The organism is Leucobacter sp. OLIS6, from assembly GCF_002752355.1.
Classification (GTDB): domain Bacteria; phylum Actinomycetota; class Actinomycetes; order Actinomycetales; family Microbacteriaceae; genus Leucobacter.
In genome coordinates, this window is sequence record NZ_MRAV01000015.1 from 1 (window position 1) to 17,187 (window position 17,187).

The 17,187-nt window shown below is 71.2% G+C and carries 12 protein-coding genes and 1 pseudogene; 9 read left to right on the forward strand and 4 right to left on the reverse strand.

Translation table 11 applies throughout. The features are described 5' to 3' along the window. Window positions 1–20 precede the first annotated feature (20 nt). Window positions 21–638 (reverse strand): annotated as a pseudogene (locus tag BMH31_RS13665) (ATP-dependent DNA helicase PcrA); the annotation flags it as partial. A gap of 182 nt (window positions 639–820) precedes the next feature. Between BMH31_RS13665 and BMH31_RS13670 the strand changes: the two are divergent. From BMH31_RS13670 to sucD, 4 genes are all read left to right on the forward strand, one after another. Beyond that, window positions 821–1,906, forward strand: coding sequence for a hypothetical protein (locus tag BMH31_RS13670; RefSeq protein ID WP_099722660.1), 1,086 nt, complete (start codon window positions 821–823; stop codon window positions 1,904–1,906). Further along, a complete protein-coding gene (locus BMH31_RS13675) occupies window positions 1,903–3,477 on the forward strand; it encodes a CoF synthetase (RefSeq protein WP_099722661.1) in 1,575 nt (524 codons plus the stop codon). Before BMH31_RS13670 ends, BMH31_RS13675 begins: the two co-directional genes overlap by 4 nt. 171 nt (window positions 3,478–3,648) lie before the next feature. Next, window positions 3,649–4,815 (forward strand): ADP-forming succinate--CoA ligase subunit beta, encoded by a 1,167-nt coding sequence (sucC, locus tag BMH31_RS13680; RefSeq protein WP_099722662.1) that lies wholly within the window; start codon window positions 3,649–3,651, stop codon window positions 4,813–4,815. 33 nt (window positions 4,816–4,848) lie between these two features. Continuing rightward, window positions 4,849–5,751: a succinate--CoA ligase subunit alpha gene (gene sucD, locus BMH31_RS13685; protein ID WP_099722663.1), complete on the forward strand. Its 903-nt coding sequence runs from the start codon at window positions 4,849–4,851 to the stop codon at window positions 5,749–5,751. Between the two features lie 67 nt (window positions 5,752–5,818). On the opposite strand, the gene BMH31_RS13690 is transcribed toward sucD, so the two are convergent. Beyond that, window positions 5,819–6,427 (reverse strand): TetR/AcrR family transcriptional regulator, encoded by a 609-nt coding sequence (locus tag BMH31_RS13690; RefSeq protein WP_099722664.1) that lies wholly within the window; start codon window positions 6,425–6,427, stop codon window positions 5,819–5,821. A 175-nt stretch (window positions 6,428–6,602) separates the two neighbouring features. Between BMH31_RS13690 and BMH31_RS13695 the strand changes: the two genes are divergently transcribed. From BMH31_RS13695 to BMH31_RS13715, 5 genes are all read left to right on the forward strand, one after another. Beyond that, on the forward strand, window positions 6,603–7,910 hold the full coding sequence (locus BMH31_RS13695) for an MFS transporter (RefSeq protein ID WP_099722665.1): 1,308 nt from the start codon (window positions 6,603–6,605) through the stop codon (window positions 7,908–7,910). Window positions 7,911–7,956: 46 nt separating this feature from the next. Continuing rightward, window positions 7,957–9,474, forward strand: coding sequence for a carboxylesterase family protein (locus BMH31_RS13700; RefSeq protein WP_099722666.1), 1,518 nt, complete (start codon window positions 7,957–7,959; stop codon window positions 9,472–9,474). A 53-nt stretch (window positions 9,475–9,527) separates the two neighbouring features. Further along, entirely contained in the window at window positions 9,528–11,813 is a 2,286-nt protein-coding gene (locus BMH31_RS13705) for a glycoside hydrolase family 3 C-terminal domain-containing protein (protein ID WP_099722667.1), read from the forward strand. A 72-nt stretch (window positions 11,814–11,885) separates the two neighbouring features. Next, window positions 11,886–13,823: a DUF6350 family protein gene (locus BMH31_RS13710; protein ID WP_099722668.1), complete on the forward strand. Its 1,938-nt coding sequence runs from the start codon at window positions 11,886–11,888 to the stop codon at window positions 13,821–13,823. Between the two features lie 72 nt (window positions 13,824–13,895). Further along, a complete protein-coding gene (locus BMH31_RS13715) occupies window positions 13,896–14,960 on the forward strand; it encodes a hypothetical protein (protein WP_099722669.1) in 1,065 nt (354 codons plus the stop codon). A gap of 50 nt (window positions 14,961–15,010) precedes the next feature. On the opposite strand, the gene fdhA is transcribed toward BMH31_RS13715, so the two are convergent. Next, window positions 15,011–16,228, reverse strand: a complete 1,218-nt coding sequence (fdhA, locus tag BMH31_RS13720) for a formaldehyde dehydrogenase, glutathione-independent (protein ID WP_099722670.1) — start codon at window positions 16,226–16,228, stop codon at window positions 15,011–15,013. Window positions 16,229–16,345: 117 nt separating this feature from the next. Continuing rightward, window positions 16,346–17,182 carry a LuxR C-terminal-related transcriptional regulator gene (locus BMH31_RS13725; RefSeq protein WP_099722671.1) on the reverse strand — a complete coding sequence of 279 codons (837 nt, stop codon included), beginning with the start codon at window positions 17,180–17,182 and terminating at the stop codon, window positions 16,346–16,348. Window positions 17,183–17,187: the final 5 nt, after the last annotated feature.

Below are 17,187 nucleotides of genomic sequence, written 5' to 3' on the forward strand. Positions count from 1 at the left end.
GTTCGGGCGCGCCTCCGGGGTCAGTCGTCGAGTGCGTCCGCTTCGGGATCGAGCTTCGCGATGGGGGCGAGCTTGACCAGCAGCTTGCGCTCCCCCACCGTGTCGAACACGACGTGCGCGATGCGCTTCGAACCGGCACCCGTGACGCCCGTGACCCGGCCCGCACCGTACTCGTCGTGCCGGATCCGATCGCCCGGAGCCAGCTCGAGGTCGCCGTTGTCGCGGACCGATCCGACGATCGTGTTCGGGAATCCGCCGCCCGCGGCCTGCGCGGCCTTGGCCTGACGCTTGCGCTCGCGCCACTGCTCGAGCGCCGACTGCATGTTGCCGCTCGCCGGTTCGGACACCGCGGCGGCACCCGATCCGCCGCGCCCGTAGCCGCCGCCTGCGCCGGATCCGAACGAGACCGAGGATTCGACGCCGCGTCCGGAGCCGCCCCGGTTCGGCCGGGCCCCCGAACGGGGTGCGTTCAGCGCGCGCGACTCGGTGCCGCCGCGGCCCGTGACCTCGCCCGGCGACTGGCGCCAGTCGATGAGAGCCTCGGGGATCTCCTGGAGGAACCGAGAGGGCATCGCCACCTGCACGTCGCCGAACTGGGCACGGGTGCTGGCCAGGGTCAGGTAGAGCTGCTTGCGAGAGCATCCCCCTTCGACGAAAGACTGCGTCATCGGCGTGCGGCTCGCGGTGCCTTCGCCGAAAAGGGGTTCCCTGGCGGGCGGCGCGGCAGCGGGCGGACCGGCGGGCCGGCGGACCGGCAGCGCGGCGGAGCGCATCGGGACGTATGGTCGGTACCGAATGCGTGCCGCATAGACTCGGCCGCATGAGCGATTCGATGCTGAATCCGTGGCCGGCGATCCTGGAGGACGCCCGCAACTACCCGAGCCCGCACAACTCCCAGCCCATCAAGGTGCGGCCGCACGCCGCGGTCGACGGCGGATCCGGCGCGGTGCTCCGTGCCACGGTCAGCTACGACCTCGACCTCGGACTCCCCGCCGAATCGTTCGGGATCCCATTCGGGCATGTCTGCGCCGGCGTCTTCCTCGAATCGCTCGCCGTCGTCGCGGCCGCCCACGGCTACGACGTGCGCGAGACCCTCGATCATGCCGAGATGGACTTCGACAGCCCGGAGCGGCAGCACCGCATCGCCGAGATCGAGCTGGTGCCCCGCGATCCGGACGACCCGGGCGAGGCGGCGCGCGATGCCGAGGCGCGGGCAGCCCTCGACCGGTTCCGCACCCGCCGCACCTCGCGGCGCCCCTACGACCGCCGGGCGGTGCCGGCCGAGGTGCGCGCTGCGGCCGCACGCATCTGCGCCGACGCCGGCTACGAGTTCCGCTCCACCGAGGACGCCGCGCTCGTGCGCCGGATCGTGCACGTCAACCAGGCCACCCTCTTCGACGATCTCGAGAACGATGCCGTCTACGGCGAGATCATGCACTGGCTCCGCTTCTCGAAGCGCGAGGCCGCCGCGAAGGCCGACGGACTCTCGGCCGAGGCGATGCTCATGCCCGGCCCGATCCTGCGCTACGCGATGGCGCACCGCGGGCTGTGGCGCGCACCGGTCATCGGCGCGCTGATCCGCAGCGTGTACCTGCGCACCATGCGCGGCGTGCACCAGCTCGGCTGGATCGAGGGGCCCTTCGGCGGCCCCTCCGACTACATCGAGGCCGGGCGCACGTTCATGCGGGTCTGGCTCGAACTGCACCGCCACGGCGTCGTGCTGCACCCCTTCGGCACCGTCATCACGAACCCGCGCTCGCACGCGCTGTTCGCCGAGGCGGTCCGGGCGGACGAGGCGGGGGAGCGGCTGGCCTGGATGCTGTTCCGCTTCGGCTACAGCGAGACCCCGCCGCTCGCGCACCGCCGGCCGGCCGCCGCCATGACCCTGGAAGGGGCACCCGCATGAAACGCGCAGCCGTCTTCACCTTCGTCTGGATCCAGGACCGCCTGGTCCGCATGTTCATGCCGCGCGTGAACACCCACAAGATCCTGCTCGCACCGGGGATCGAGCCGCTGCGCTGGACCCTGGGCCGCTGGCGGGCCTGGCGCACCTTCGAGCGCACGGCGAAGCGGGTGCCCGCCTACCGGGCGTTCCTTGGCGAACGGGGGTTCCCGACGCGGCTGCGCACCCGCGGTGGGATCGCGGCCGCGCTGCGGACGATCCCCGAGATGGACAAGGACAGCTACATCAAGCGCTGGTCGATCCCCGAGCGCTGCGTCGACGGCCGGATCCCGCGCCGCGGCGTGGTGGTCGACGAGTCGAGCGGCAGCTCGGGCACGCCGACGAGCTGGGTGCGCGGGCCGCGCGAGCGGATCGCGACGCGGCAGCTGCTGCAGCTCGGTTTCTCGAACACCGAGAGCAGCATGACGAAGCCGCCGTTCGTGCTCAACGCGTTCTCGCTCGGCGCGTGGGCGACCGGCATGAACGTGACCACCTCGCTCACCGACGTGACCATGATCAAGTCGATCGGGCCGGACGCGACGAAGATCATCGCCACGATGCGCGAGTTCGGCACCGGCTTCACCTACGTGATCCTCAGCTACCCGCCGTTCCTCAAGGCGCTGTTCGACGACGACCGCCTCGACTGGTCGCAGTACGACATCGTCGCGGCCTTCGGCGGCGAGGGCATCAGCGAGAGCATGCGCGACCACATCCTGCGCACGGCGCACGCGGCCTACGGCAGTTACGGGGCGAGCGACCTCGAGATCAACCTGGCGATCGAGACCGACCTCACCGTCGACCTGAGGAGGGCCCTGGTCGAGCACCCCGAGCTGGCGCACCGCATCAGCAAGCGCCACGAGTACGGCGTGCTGCCCATGATCTTCCAGTTCAACCCGTTCAACTACCAGATCGAGACCAACGCGGCGGGCGAGCTGCTCGTCACGATCGCGCGCGCCGAGAACCTGAACCCGCGCATCCGGTACAACATCCACGACCGCGGGCACGTGCTGCGGCTGCGTGAACTGGAGCCCGTGCTCGAGGAGCTCGGACTGCAGCACCTGAAGCAGCGCCAGATGCTCGACCTGCCGCTGCTGTTCCACTACGGGCGCAGCGACCTCTCGGTCGATTTCAACGGCGCCGTGATCGGGCCGGATTCGCTGCGCGACGTGATCAACGCCGACCCGGTGCTGCTGCACGCGATCGAGAACCACCGGCTCATCTCGTTCGAGGACGCGAACGGCGATCGGCAGCTGCATCTCGCCCTGCAGCTCACCGCCGACGCGGATCGGGACGCGCTCGACGAGGACGCGCTCGCCGCCGGGATCTTCGCCGAACTGCGGCGCGGCAACGGCGACTTCCACAATGCGATCCTCACCTCGGCCGATGCGATGCTGCCGACGCTCGCCTTCTATCCGTTCCGGACCGGACCGTTCGCGGGGGACGGCACGAAGCTGAAGAACGAGTACGTGGCGCACCTGGACTCGGATCAGGCTGCGGCCGCGGCGCTCGAACTCCACCGGATCGCGGTGCGCTGAGCGGGTCTGGAACGGGCCGTGCGCCGGGGCCGGTCCCGAGCCCCGGACGGCTGTCGTGGTCGCGGGACGGACAGGCTGCGGTGGTAGACTCGGGCACTGGTCGACTTATCTCGACATCGAGACATTTTTCTGCCTCGGACCCCCAATACTCCTAGCATGTAAGGACAGTACGTGGATCTGTACGAGTACCAGGCACGAGATCTCTTCGAACGATACGGGGTGCCGGTGCTCCCCGGGATCGTCGCGGACACTCCCGAGGAGGTGCGCGCGGCAGCCGAGAAGATCGGCGGCGTGGTGGTCGTCAAGGCCCAGGTGAAGGTCGGCGGGCGCGGCAAGGCCGGCGGAGTCAAGGTCGCGAAGACCCCCGATGAGGCGTTCGAGGCCGCGCAGGCGATCCTCGGCCTCGACATCAAGGGCCACACGGTCAACCGGGTCATGGTCGCCGCGGGTGCAGACATCAAGCAGGAGTTCTACTTCTCCGTGCTGCTCGATCGTGCGAACCGCTCCTGCCTCTCGCTGTGCTCCGTCGAGGGCGGCATGGAGATCGAGGTGCTCGCCGTCGAGAAGCCCGAGGCGCTCGCGCGGATCGAGATCGACCCGATCGCGGGCATCGACGCGGCCAAGGCCGAGGAGATCGCGCGCGCAGCGAAGTTCCCCGAGGAGCTCGTGGGCAAGGTCGTCCCCGTGTTCCAGAAGCTCTACGAGGTCTATGCGGGCGAGGACGCGACCCTGGTCGAGGTGAACCCGCTCGTGCTGACCGGCGCCGGCGACATCGTCGCGCTCGACGGCAAGGTGTCGCTCGACGCCAACGCCGACTTCCGCCAGCCCGGTCACGCCGAGCTCGAGGACAAGGCCGCGGAGGACCCGCTGGAGGCCAAGGCCAAGGCGCAGGATCTCAACTACGTGAAGCTCGACGGCGAGGTCGGCGTGATCGGCAACGGCGCGGGCCTCGTCATGTCGACGCTCGACGTCGTCGCCTACGCGGGCGAGAAGCACGGCAACGTGAAGCCCGCCAACTTCCTCGACATCGGCGGCGGTGCCTCGGCCGAGGTCATGGCCGCGGGCCTCGACGTGATCCTCGGCGATCCGCAGGTCAAGTCGGTGTTCGTCAACGTGTTCGGTGGCATCACCGCATGCGACGCGGTGGCCAACGGCATCGTCGGCGCGCTCGCCAAGCTCGGCGACGCCGCGAACAAGCCGCTCGTCGTGCGCCTCGACGGCAACAACGTCGAAGAGGGCCGCGCGATCCTGAACGAGGCCGCGCACCCGCTCGTGACCCAGGCCGCCACCATGGACGAGGGCGCCGACAAGGCCGCCGAGCTGGCCAACGCCCGCTGAACCGACGACGAGACTGACGAAAGAAGCAACAGAATGTCGATCTTCCTGAACAAGGATTCCAAGGTCATCGTCCAGGGCATCACCGGCGGCGAGGGCACCAAGCACACCGCGCGCATGCTCGCGGCGGGCACGCAGATCGTGGGTGGCGTGAACGCCCGCAAGGCCGGCACCACCGTGTCGCACACCGACGCCGCCGGCAACGCCGTCGAGCTCCCCGTGTTCGCCTCGGTCGCCGAGGCCATGGCCGCGACCGGCGCCGACGTCTCGGTCGCCTTCGTCCCTCCGGCCTTCACCAAGGACGCGGCCGTCGAGGCCATCGACGCGGGCATCGGCCTGCTCGTCATCATCACCGAGGGCGTTCCGGTCAAGGACTCCGCCGAGCTCTGGGCGCACGCCAAGGCGACCGGCAACAAGACCCGGATCATCGGGCCGAACTGCCCCGGCATCATCACCCCGGGCGAGGCGCTCGCGGGCATCACCCCCGCGACGATCACGGGCAAGGGCCCGATCGGTCTCGTCTCGAAGTCGGGCACCCTGACCTACCAGATGATGTACGAGCTGCGCGATCTCGGCTTCTCGACCGCCATCGGCATCGGCGGCGACCCGATCATCGGCACGACGCACATCGACGCGCTCGCCGCGTTCGAGGCCGACCCCGAGACGAAGGCGATCGTCATGATCGGCGAGATCGGCGGCGACGCCGAGGAGCGTGCTGCCGAGTACATCAAGGCGAACGTGACGAAGCCGGTCGTCGGCTACGTCGCGGGATTCACCGCGCCCGAGGGCAAGACCATGGGCCACGCCGGCGCCATCGTGTCGGGCTCGGCGGGCACCGCGCAGGCGAAGAAGGAGGCCCTCGAGGCCGCGGGCGTCAAGGTCGGCAAGACGCCGACCGAGGCTGCCGAGCTGCTGCGCGCGGCGTACAACGCGCTCTGATCCGAGAGATCCCCGCGCAGAGGGGGTGGGCACCGATCGGTGCCCACCCCCTCTGCGTTTCTGCGATTCAGGTCGCGTCGCCCGGAGCGGGATCCTGCGCGGACGCGGGTGCCGGTTCCAGCAGCGCGATGAACCGGCGGAGATCGGCGGCCATGTCGATATCGCGGTCGATCAGCCACGCGGTCTGCAGGCCGTCGGCGAGAGCGTGCACCGAGCGGATGATCCATGCCGGGTCGAGGTCGCCGCGGATCCGTCCGGCGCGCTGAGCGGCCTCCAGCTCGGCGATCGCGTATCCCTCGAGCCGGGCGGTGCGGTGGGCGAAGAACGCGCGCGCCGGGTGGTCGGGATCCGCGGCCTCGGCTGCGAGCTGCGCGTAGAGCTGCACGAGCCCGGGCACTGCGGTGTTGCGGCCGACGATCTCGAGCAGACCCTCGACGATGTCCTCGCTGGTGACGCGGTCTTCGTCGCGGGCGTCGCGGGCGGCCAGGATCGCGACGAAGAGCTCCTCTTTGCTGCCGAAGTAGTGCAGCAGCCCGGCGGGGCTCAGCTCGACCGCGTCGGCGATCTCGCGCACGGATGCCTTGCGATACCCGTGCTCGGCGACGACCCGGAGGGCGGCGTCGAGGATCTCCTCGCGCTTGGCGAGCCCCTTCGCGTACGCACCTCGACGAGCCATGGGTTCAGGCTAGCGGACGCGCGGGCATCGGATCACGAAAACCGATCGATGTTCGGAAATTGTGCGCAGCGCTCTTGCGCGGCCGGCGCGGAGGTGACAAAGTGGTCGCCGAATCCTCAAATGCGAACGATGTTTGGTTTTGGATTCCCCTTCGACCCGCTCAACGAGGAGCACCATGACCATGCCACCCACGGATCCGGCCACCGGCATCGCGCCGACCGGCACCATCACGACCGTGCCACCGGGCTCGGGAGAACCCGCGGCCAGCCCGCCCGCGAACCGGCTGCTGCTGCCGAGCCTGCTCGCGTCCTCACTGACCCTCTTCGCCACCTACGGCGGACTCATCGCGATCCTGCTGCCCACCCAGATCGCGCTGCTCGACGAACGGAACAAGGTGGCGAACCTCGCCGTCGTGACCACCGTATCGTTCGTCTTCACCCTGTTCGCCCAGCCGATCGCGGGCGCGCTCAGCGACCGCACCCGCTCGCGCTACGGCCGACGCATCCCGTGGATGGTGCTCGGCGCGCTGGTCGGCGGCGTGCTGCTGCTCGGGCTCGGGTCGCTGACGGACCTCTTCTGGATCACGGTGTTCTGGGTCGTGATCCAGGTCGCGCTCAACTTCCTGCAGGCTCCGCTGACCACGATCACCGCCGACCGTTTCCCGCGCTCCCAGCGCGGCGGCGCGAGCGCCATGATCGGACTGGGCACCCAGCTGGGCATGACCGTCGGCGTGATGCTCGCCGGAGCGCTCGGCAGCCGGGTCGGCATCGGCTACGCCGTCTTCGGCGTCGCGGTGATCGTCGTGACGGTGCTCTTCGCGCTGCTCAACCGGGACTGGTCGTCGAAGGACGCGGCGGTGGAACCGTTCCGCTGGGGAGCGTTCTTCCGCGGATTCTGGATCGATCCGCGCAGGCACCCGGACTTCGCCTGGGCGTTCGCCGCCCGGTTCCTGCTGATCCTCGGCTACTTCGTCGTCTCGGCGTACCAGCTCTACATCCTCACCGACTACATCGGGCTGTCGTTGAGCGATGCCCAGGGCGCGGTGGTGACGCTCACCCTCGTCGCCTTCGTCCCCACGCTGATCGCGATCGCGCTCTCCGGCTGGTGGAGCGACCGCGTCGGGCGCCGCAAGCCCTTCATCTACGTCGCCACCGTGTTCATGGTGATCGGGCTGGCGATGCCCCTGCTGATGCCGAACCTCACCGGCATGATCCTCATGAGCGTGATCAACGGCATCGGGTTCGGACTCTACATGTCGGTCGACGCAGCGCTGATGACCGAGGTGCTGCCGAGCGAGGGAACCTCCGCGGGCAAAGACCTCGGGATCCTCAACGTCGCGACGAACATCCCGCAGGCCCTGAGCCCGTCGATCGCCGCCCTGATCATCGGAACGTTCGGCGGCTACCCCGTGCTCTTCGTCTTCGGGATCGTGTTCGCGATCCTCGCGGCGATCGCCACCGCCCCGATCCGCAGCGTCAAGTAGCGTGAGCCGCACAGGACGCCTGCCGACCCCACCGGAAGGAACCCGAATGTCGAAACCGCACACCGACGCAGCGCAGGACGAGCGCGCCCTGCAGGCCCACCCCGAGGTGCGCATCGCCGAGGGCCTCGTCCGGGGTCGCTGGCGTCCGACGACGGGCGAGCGGGGGAACGGGCGGTCGGCGGCGTTCCTCGGGATCCCGTTCGCCGAGGCGCCGGTCGGCGAGCTGCGATTCGGCGAGCCGCAGCCGAAGGCGCCCTGGGGCGGCGTGCTCGACGCCGCCGAGTTCGGGGCCACGGCGCAGCGCGGCGATCCCGGGGTGACGCTGATCCCCGAGCCGAGCATTCCGGGCGACTCGACGCTCAACGTCAACGTGTTCACCCCGACGCTCGAGCCCGCGTCCGCCGGAGCCGGCCTGCCCGTGCTCGTCTGGATCCACGGCGGCGGGTACTTCGCCGGATCCCCGGCGAGCGTCTGGTACGACGGCCGCAACTTCAACCGCGACGGTGTCGTCACCGTCACCGTTTCGTACCGCCTGGGCTTCGACGGCTTCGGGGGGATCGGGGAGGCGCCGTCGAACCGCGGCGTGCGCGACTGGCTGCTCGCCCTCGAGTGGGTGCAGCGCAACATCGCGGCGTTCGGGGGAGACCCCGCACGCGTCACGATCGCCGGCCAGTCCGCGGGCGGCGGCGCGGTGATGACGCTGCTCGGCATGGAATGCGCGCAGCACCTGTTCCAGGGCGTGTACGCGATCTCGGGGGCGCTTGCCGATGTGTCGGCCGAGCGGTCCGAGGCGTTCGGTCGGAAGCTCGCCGAGTCCGCGGGCGTCGCCCCGACCCGGGCCGGCTGGTCGGCGGTTCCCGAGGACCGGGTCCTCGAATTGCAGAAGGCTGCGACCGCCATGACGCCGGACTCGATGAGCGAGATCATCGACGAGGGTCTCCCGCTCGGCCCGACGGTCGACGGCGAGCTGCTGCTGCGGCCCACCGCCGAGTCGTTCCGCCTCGGCGTCGGTGCCGGGAAGCCGCTCGTGCTGGGCGCCACCGATGACGAGTTCAGCATGGCTATGACGGATGCGGCGAAGGCGCTGCGCTGGGTGCCGAAGGGGATCCTGCTCGGCAAGCTCGGCGTGCCGAAGGCGGCGCGCGGCGCCTACCTCGCGGCCAACCCCGACGTCGTCGCAGCGGGGAAGGCCCGGCTCGCCGGCCGCGTGCTCACCGACCGGATGTTCCGCACCGCGATCCTGCGCATCGCCGAGGCCCGCGGCTTCGCGCCCACGTGGGTGTACCGCTTCGCGTGGCCGTCCGGCACCTTCGGCTTCGCCGAGCACTGCCTCGACGTTCCCTTCTTCTTCGACTGCCTCGACGGGCCGGCCATGGAACCGCTGGCGGGCCCGAACCCGCCGCAGGCGCTCGCCGACGAGGTGCACGCGGCGGCGGTCGCGTTCATCGCGGACGGTGACCCCGGCTGGCCGATGTACGACGGATCCGGCCGCATCGCGCGCGTCTTCGACACGCCCAGTCGGGACGCGCGCGACGCGTACGCCGCAGTCAGGCCGCTGCTGTGAACCGGACGGCGCCGACGACCCACCAGACCAACCCGACTCGCAAAGGACACGACATGACCGAATCACCGCGCGACCGACTCCCCGACCTCACGACGGAGGAGAAGGCGTCGCTGCTGAGCGGCGCCGACTTCTGGACCACGAAGCCGATCGAGCGGATCGGACTGCCCTCGATCATGCTGACCGACGGACCGCACGGACTGCGCAAGCAGGCGGAGGCGAGCGACCACCTCGGGCTGAACGACAGCGTGCCGGCCACGTGCTTCCCGCCGGCCTCGGGCCTGGGCGCGAGCTTCGACCCCGAGCTCGCCGAACGCGTCGGCGTCGCCCTCGGCGTCGAGTCCGCCATCGAGGACGTCGCGGTGATCCTCGGCCCCGGCATCAACATCAAGCGCTCGCCGCTGTGCGGACGCAACTTCGAGTACGTGTCCGAGGATCCGATCCTCTCGGGCGAGATCGGCGCCGGGCTCGTCCGCGGGATCCAGTCCCAGGGCGTCGGCGCCTCGCTCAAGCACTTCGCCGCGAACAACCAGGAGGACGACCGCATGCGCGTGTCGGCCGAGATCGACGCGCGCACGCTCCGCGAGATCTACCTGCGCGGATTCCAGCGGGTCGTCACCGATGCGCAGCCATGGACCGTGATGTGCTCCTACAACCGCTTGAACGGCGTCTACGCCTCCGAGCACCCCTGGCTGCTGACCGACGTGCTCCGCGGCGAGTGGGGCTTCGACGGCCTCGTCGTCTCGGACTGGGGCGCCGTGCAGGATCGCGTCGCCGGCGTCGCCGCCGGGCTCGACCTCGAGATGCCGTCGAGCGGCGGGCACACCGACTGGCAGGTCGTCGTCGCGGTCGAGAACGGCGAGCTCTCGGCGGAAGCGCTCGACACCGCCGCGGGACGCCTGCTCGACCTCGTCGGCCGGGCGCAGCAGCGCCCGCCGGTCGCAGGGCCGCTCGACGTCGACGCCCACCACGCGCTCGCGCGTGAAGCGGCCGGCCGCTCCATCGTGCTGCTCAAGAACGACCCGGTGGACGGCGCCGAGCCGCTGCTCCCGCTCGCCCCCGATGCCAGCCTCGCCGTGATCGGCGAGTTCGCGCGCACGCCCCGGTTCCAGGGCGGCGGCTCCTCGCACATCAACCCGACACGGGTGGACACGGCCTGGGATGCGCTCTCAGCCGAGGCGGGCGACCGCGCGGCCTTCGCCGCGGGCTTCGCCTTCGACCCGCGGACCCCCGCCGAGGAGCAGGCTCGGCTGCGCGACGAGGCCGCCGCGCTCGCCGCCGATCGCGACATCGCCGTGGTATTCCTCGGGCTCACCGAGCCCGAGGAATCCGAGGGCTTCGACCGCGAGCACATCGACCTGTCTCCCGCGCAGCTCGCGCTGCTCGACGCGGTGCTCGCAGCGAATCGTCGCACGGTGGTGGTGCTCTCCAACGGCTCGGTCGTGGCGGTCCCGTTCGCCGACCGGGTGCCCGCGATCCTCGAGGCCTGGCTGCTCGGCCAGGCCGGGGGATCCGCGACGGTCGACGTGCTGCTCGGTACGGTGAACCCCTCGGCCCGCCTCGCCGAGACGGTGCCGCATCGGATCGAGGACACCCCGGCGTTCGGCAACTTCCCGGGCTCCTTCGGGCGGGTGCAGTACGGCGAGGGGATCCTCGTCGGCTATCGCTGGTACGACGCCCGTCGCATGGACGTGGCCTTCCCGTTCGGCCACGGGCTCTCGTACACGAGCTTCGACTACGGAGAGGCCCGGGCCGCGGTGCAGGACGACGGCGGTATCCGGGTGACCGTGCCCGTCACGAACGCCGGCGAACGGAGCGGTCGCGAGGTCGTGCAGGTCTACGTCTCGATCGACGAGTCTGCCGTCGAACGAGCGCCGCGCGAGCTCAAGGCCTTCGCCTCGGTCGAGATCGCGGCGGGGGAGACCCGCGAGGTCGAGCTCGTGGTGCGCGCCGAGGATCTCGCGTACTGGGACATCCGCGTGGACCGCTTCGTCGTCGAACCGGGGATCTACCGGTTCGAGATCGGGGCATCGAGTCGGGATATCCGCGGCAGCGCGGCGATCGAACTCGCGGGGGAGTCGATCCTGCTCCCGCTGACCGAGGAGTCGTCGATCGCCGAGGTGCTCGCGCATCCCGTCGCGGGCCCCGTGGTCCAGGCCCGGCTCGCCGGAACGCGGGGGCAGATGGACGAAGCCATGGATGCCGGGATCATGGGCGACGAGGCCATCGAGAAGATGATGGCGTCGTTCCCCATCGGCCGCATCGCCGGGTTCCCCGGCATGGGGATCGACCGCGAGCAGGTCGCGCAGCTGATCGCGCTCGCGAACGCGCCGCAGGGCTGAGGCCCGGTCGGCGCACGCGGCCCGCGCGCCATCAGGGGGAGTGCGGGCCGCGCTCGTTAGACTGCACGCAGCATGAGATCAATTCTGACGGCGATCATCGCAGCCATCGAATCAGTCGCCGTCGCGCTCGCGGGCGGCCTCCTGGTCGCGACGTTCGCCATGGTCCTCTGGGGCGCGGGCTTCGGCTTCGCCGCAGACCCCGGCGACGTCGGCGGGGCGGTGGCCGGTGGCTGGCTGCTCGCGCACTTCGTGCCGCTGCACTTCTCGGTGAGCGCGCAGGCCGCGCTCGGACTGGGCCTCCCGGCGCAGGCGCTCCAGATCCCGGTCTCGCTGGCGCCGCTCGGACTGACCGCGCTGACCGTCGTGCTGGCCGCGCGCTCGGGCTGGCGGTTCTCGGCCCGTGGCGGTGTCGGGTTCGCCGCAGTGCTGGGCGGCAGCATCGGGTTCGGCGCCGCCGCCGCGGTCGCGGCGGCGTTCGCCGGGCCGGTGCTCGACGCGCCGCGCTGGGTCGCGATCGCGCTGCCCGCGGCCGTCTACGCGATCTCGAGCGGTGTCCCGTTCCTGGTGCGTGCGGCGACCGAGCCGCACGACTGGTGGCTCGCCGCGGCCCGGGGTCTCGGCAGGGTCCGCGAGTACCTCGGCGTCCGCAGCCTGCCCTCGTTCGGCTGGGCCATCGGCGCGGCGATCCGGATCGCCACCGCGTCGACCGTCGCGCTGCTCGGATTGGGTGCGTTCGGCGTGGCGGTCGGGCTCATCGCGGGCTACGTCGACAGCATCTCGCTGAGCCAGCAGTTGCAGCTGGACCCGCTCGGCGCGATTCTGCTCTTCGTGCTCCAGTTGGCGCTGCTGCCCGTCGCGGTGATCTGGGGCGCGACCTGGTGGACCGGGACCGGCTTCGCGATCGGTCAGGGGAGTTCGGTCTCCCCGTTCGGCACCTACCTCGGTCCGCTGCCGCAGCTCCCGCTGCTCGGCGCGCTCCCGCCGGAGTGGGCCGCCATCGGCGCCGCGGCCCCCGCCGTGGTGCTCGTGCTCGGTCTGGTGATCGGGCTGCTCGCGGCGCCGCGACTCGCCGGTCGCGCCCGCGGGCTCGCGGCGACTACCGCGGTGCCGGTGCTCGGCGGGATCCTCGCCGGGGGCGCCGTCGCCCTGCTCTCGCTCCTCGCTTCGGGCGCCGCGGGGCCCGACCGCCTCTCGGTCACCGGTCCCGACGCGTGGGCGGCCGGCGGATTCGCCGCGCTCGAACTCGGTATCGGCCTGTTGCTCGGCGTGCTGATCGGCCGTCGCGAGGTGCTGATGCGGGCGGTCGGCGAGCTGCGCGTGCCCGACCTCTCGGCGCTGCCGATCCCCGGTCGTTCATCGCGCGCCGGGGCTGTCGCCGACGGCACCGCCGAAGGCGCGGTGGCGCAGGATCCGAGCCCGGCGGATGCCAGCGGATCGGGGACGACCGGGGCGGACGCCGCAGGGCCCCTCGATCTGCCGCTGCCCGAGATCGATGCGCATGAGCTCGCCGCGAGCGAAGCCGCGATCGCCGCCGGATCCTTCGCCGATCAGGAGACCGCGCCGATCGATCCGCTCGAGGCCGACGAGCCCCTCGAACCGCGGGATCCCCCCGCGACGCACCCGGATTCGGGCACCGATCGGGACGCCGAAGAGGAAGCGCCGGCCACCGACACCGTCGCCGCGGATCAGGCCACCGTCGAGATCTCGGAGGAGGCCGTCGCCGCCGCGCAGGAGCAGCCCGAGACAGACGCGGCTCCGGAACCGGCCGAACCCGCGGACGCTCGGGACGAGGACGCGGACGAGCACGTCGACCCGCTGCTGCGCGCCTTCTCCTGGGACGCGGGATCGCCCGATGGCGGATCCGTCCCGGACGCGATCGAGCCCGGGCCCGAGAAGGGTCCGCGCGCACCGTTCCAGCTGCCGAAGGGGCTCCGCTCCCGGCTGCGCCGCGACAGTGTTGAGGACGATGACGCATCGCCGCACCACGGCGACGCCGACGGAGTACGGTAGGGCCGACGCGCGGATTCCTCGCGCGATCCGGCGCGCCGCGCGACGCCGAGCACAGCGAGCGGGAGTGAATCCATGAGCCAGCCCGGTACGGTCCAGGGCGCCCACCTGGTGGGGAGCATCAACTTCGACGATGCGGAGTCGACCATGCGCGTCGCCGCAGAGCACCTCGGCTCCCACCTGAAGCGGATCCCTGACGGTGAGGTGGGGGAGCGATTCCACTGGATCGCGTTCCAGCCCGATCGCATCGCGCAGGCTGCGGGTATCGTGCGGGTCGGCGACACCCCGATCCCGCTCCGCATGCTCGACCTGCGGCCGGTCGCGCTCGCAGAGGGCGTGCGCGCGGCCGACATCGAGCTGCCGCCGCTCGGGTACGCGGACGCCGCGCTCGACTCGTGGGCCGTCTTCGACCGGCTGCAGCGAGCAGGTTCGATCCCGTCCGGCACCCGCTTCCAGGTCTCGCTGCCGAGCCCGCTCGGCGTCGTCGGCAGCTTCGTCGCCGAGGCGGACCGGGCCGAGTTCGAGCCCGTCTACGAAGCGGCGCTCGCGGCCGAGCTCGAGCGGATCCTCGACGCGATCCCGCACGACCGGCTCGCGATCCAGTGGGACGCAGCGCTCGAGTTCGCCATCATCGAGTCGGCCGCCTACGCGGAGCGCGGCGGACGGTCCTACGAGTGGTTCGACGACGCCTGGGCGGGCACGAGCGAGCGCCTGGCGCGTCAGATCGACCGCGTGCCCGCGGACGTCGAGGTCGGCGTGCACCTCTGCTACGGCGACGTCGCCGAGAAGCACTTCGTCGAGCCCTCGGACAGCGCGAACCTGACGCGGTTCGCGAACCTGCTCGTGGACGCCGCCGAGCGTCCCCTGACCTGGCTTCACCTGCCCGTGCCGATCGAGCGGGACGACGCCGAGTACTTCGCGGCGCTCGCCGAGCTGGCGCTTCCCGAGCAGACGGAGCTCTACCTGGGCCTCGTGCACCGGGAGGACGGCGTCGCGGGCGCTGCGCGCCGGATCGCCGCCGCGCAGCAGCACGTCGGGCGCCCGTTCGGCGTCGCCACCGAGTGCGGATTCGGCCGCGCGCCCGAGGGCACCGCGGTGCCGCTGTTCGAGACCCACCGAGCGGTCGCCGCGGCCTGGTGAACCGGTGGGTCCGGGCGGGATTCCGCCCGGACCCACCGCCACGGCCCTGATCAGGCCTTGATGTAGCCGTTCGGGTTCAGCACGTACTTGCGCGCTGCGCCCTGATCGAACTCCGCGTAGCCGCGGGGTGCGTCCTCCAGCGAGATCGGGGTCGCGTTCACGGCCTTCGCGATCTGCACCTTGTCATGCAGGATCGCCTGCATGAGCTGCCGGTTGTAGCGCATCACGGGGCATTGACCCGTGGTGAACGACAGGGACTTCGCCCAGCCGAGGCCGAGCCTGAGCGACAGCGAGCCGACTTTCGCCGCCTCGTCGACGCCGCCCGGGTCGCCGGTCACGTAGAGGCCGGGGATCCCGAGCCCGCCGCCGGCCTCGGTGAGATCCATCAGGGAGTTCAGCACCGTCGCCGGGGCCTCGGTCGCCGAACCGGACCCGTGACCGCGCGCCTCGAAGCCGACGGCGTCGACGCCGCACTCCACCTCGGGCACCCCGAGGATCTGCTCGATCTGATCGCGCGGATCGCCCTTCGAGACGTCGACCGTCTCACAGCCGAAGGATCGCGCCTGCGCGAGCCGCTCCTCGTTCAGATCGCCGACGATCACGCAGGCCGCACCGAGCAGTTGCGCACCGACCGCCGCCGCGATCCCGACCGGACCCGCGCCGGCGATGTAGACGGTCGACCCGGGCCGGACCCCCGCCGTGTAGGCGCCGTGGAACCCGGTCGGGAAGATGTCGGAGAGCATCGTGAGGTCGAGGATCTTCTCGAGCGCCTGATCGCGGTCCGGGAACTTGAGCAGGTTCCAGTCCGCGTAGGGCACGAGCACGAACTCCGCCTGGCCGCCCACCCAGCCGCCCATGTCGACGTAGCCGTAGGCGCTGCCCGGACGGTCCGGGTTGACGTTCAGGCAGATCCCGGTCTTCCCCTCCTTGCAGTTCCGGCAGCGCCCGCAGGCGATGTTGAAGGGGACGGAGACGATGTCGCCGACCTTGATGAACTCGACGTCGGGGCCGACCTCGACGACCTCGCCCGTGATCTCGTGGCCGAGGATCAGGCCCTCCGGCGCGGTGGTGCGGCCGCGGACCATGTGCTGGTCCGAGCCGCAGATGTTGGTGCTGACGGTCCGCAGGATCGCCCCGTGGGGCACCTTGCGTCCGACGTTCGCCGGGTTGACGCCCGGCCCGTCCTTGAGCTCGAACTCGGGATAGGGGGTGTCGACCACTTCGACGACACCGGGCCCCTTGTACGCGACTGCTCGGTTTCCAGACATCTTCGTCCTCTCTGCAGATTTCGGCGGCTCCCGCCACCCCGAGCCTCTCCCCGGACCGGACGGCGCTCAACCGTCCCGAGGGCTGGGCCGGACCACCCGTTTGGGGAGGTGCTTCGGTCAGAGCGAGGCGACACCGATCGCGACGAGCTCGGCGCGCGAGGTCGATCCGGTCTTCTGCAGGAGCTTCGACACGTGGTACTTGACGGTGTTGGGACTGATGCTCAGCGCCTCGGCGATCGCCTTGTTGCGCTGCCCCGCGGCGACGAACCCCAGCACTTCGCGCTCGCGGGCCGTCAGGTCGGCGGTTCCCGATGGGGAGTCCCGCGGCGCGGGCGGATCGAGCGGGATCCGGATCCCGAGGGTGGAGCCCCAGCCGGAGGTGGAGTCGACGTCGAGCGCGCCGTCGAGCGCGATCACGCGCTCGACGATGGGCCGGAGCGCGTCGTGGTTCGCCGTGAGATCGCCCCGGCCGTCGTCGCGGATGCTCATGAGCAGGTGGAGGCCGTCGCAGTCCCACTGGATCCGCACGCGCCGCGCATCACCCGCGTCGATCAGTGCGAGGACGGCGATCCGCACGATCGAACGTGCCGTGTGCGCGACCTCGCCCGGGAGCGCGCGGCCCGAGCGCGGGGGATCCACGAACTGCATCTCGAGGTCGCCGAAGCGGACGAGCGGGCGGAGATCCTCGCGCAGCCGGGTGAACGCGGCCGTCACCGGCTCGAGCAGGCCCGCCTGCTGCTCGTCGACCCCGGAACGGAGCCCGATCAGCGCCTCGACCGCGAGGTCGACCGCCGTCGCGCGGGCTGCCCGATCGTCGAGCCGCGGGGAGCGCAGGACCGCGAGGAGGGATTCCAACGTCACCGCGTGCTGCGCCGCCTGCTCCTCGACCGTCTGCGCGTGCTCGAGGAGCATCGCCCGAGTAGCCGATGCGGGCACCGCGCCGTGGTCCGTCATGCGGT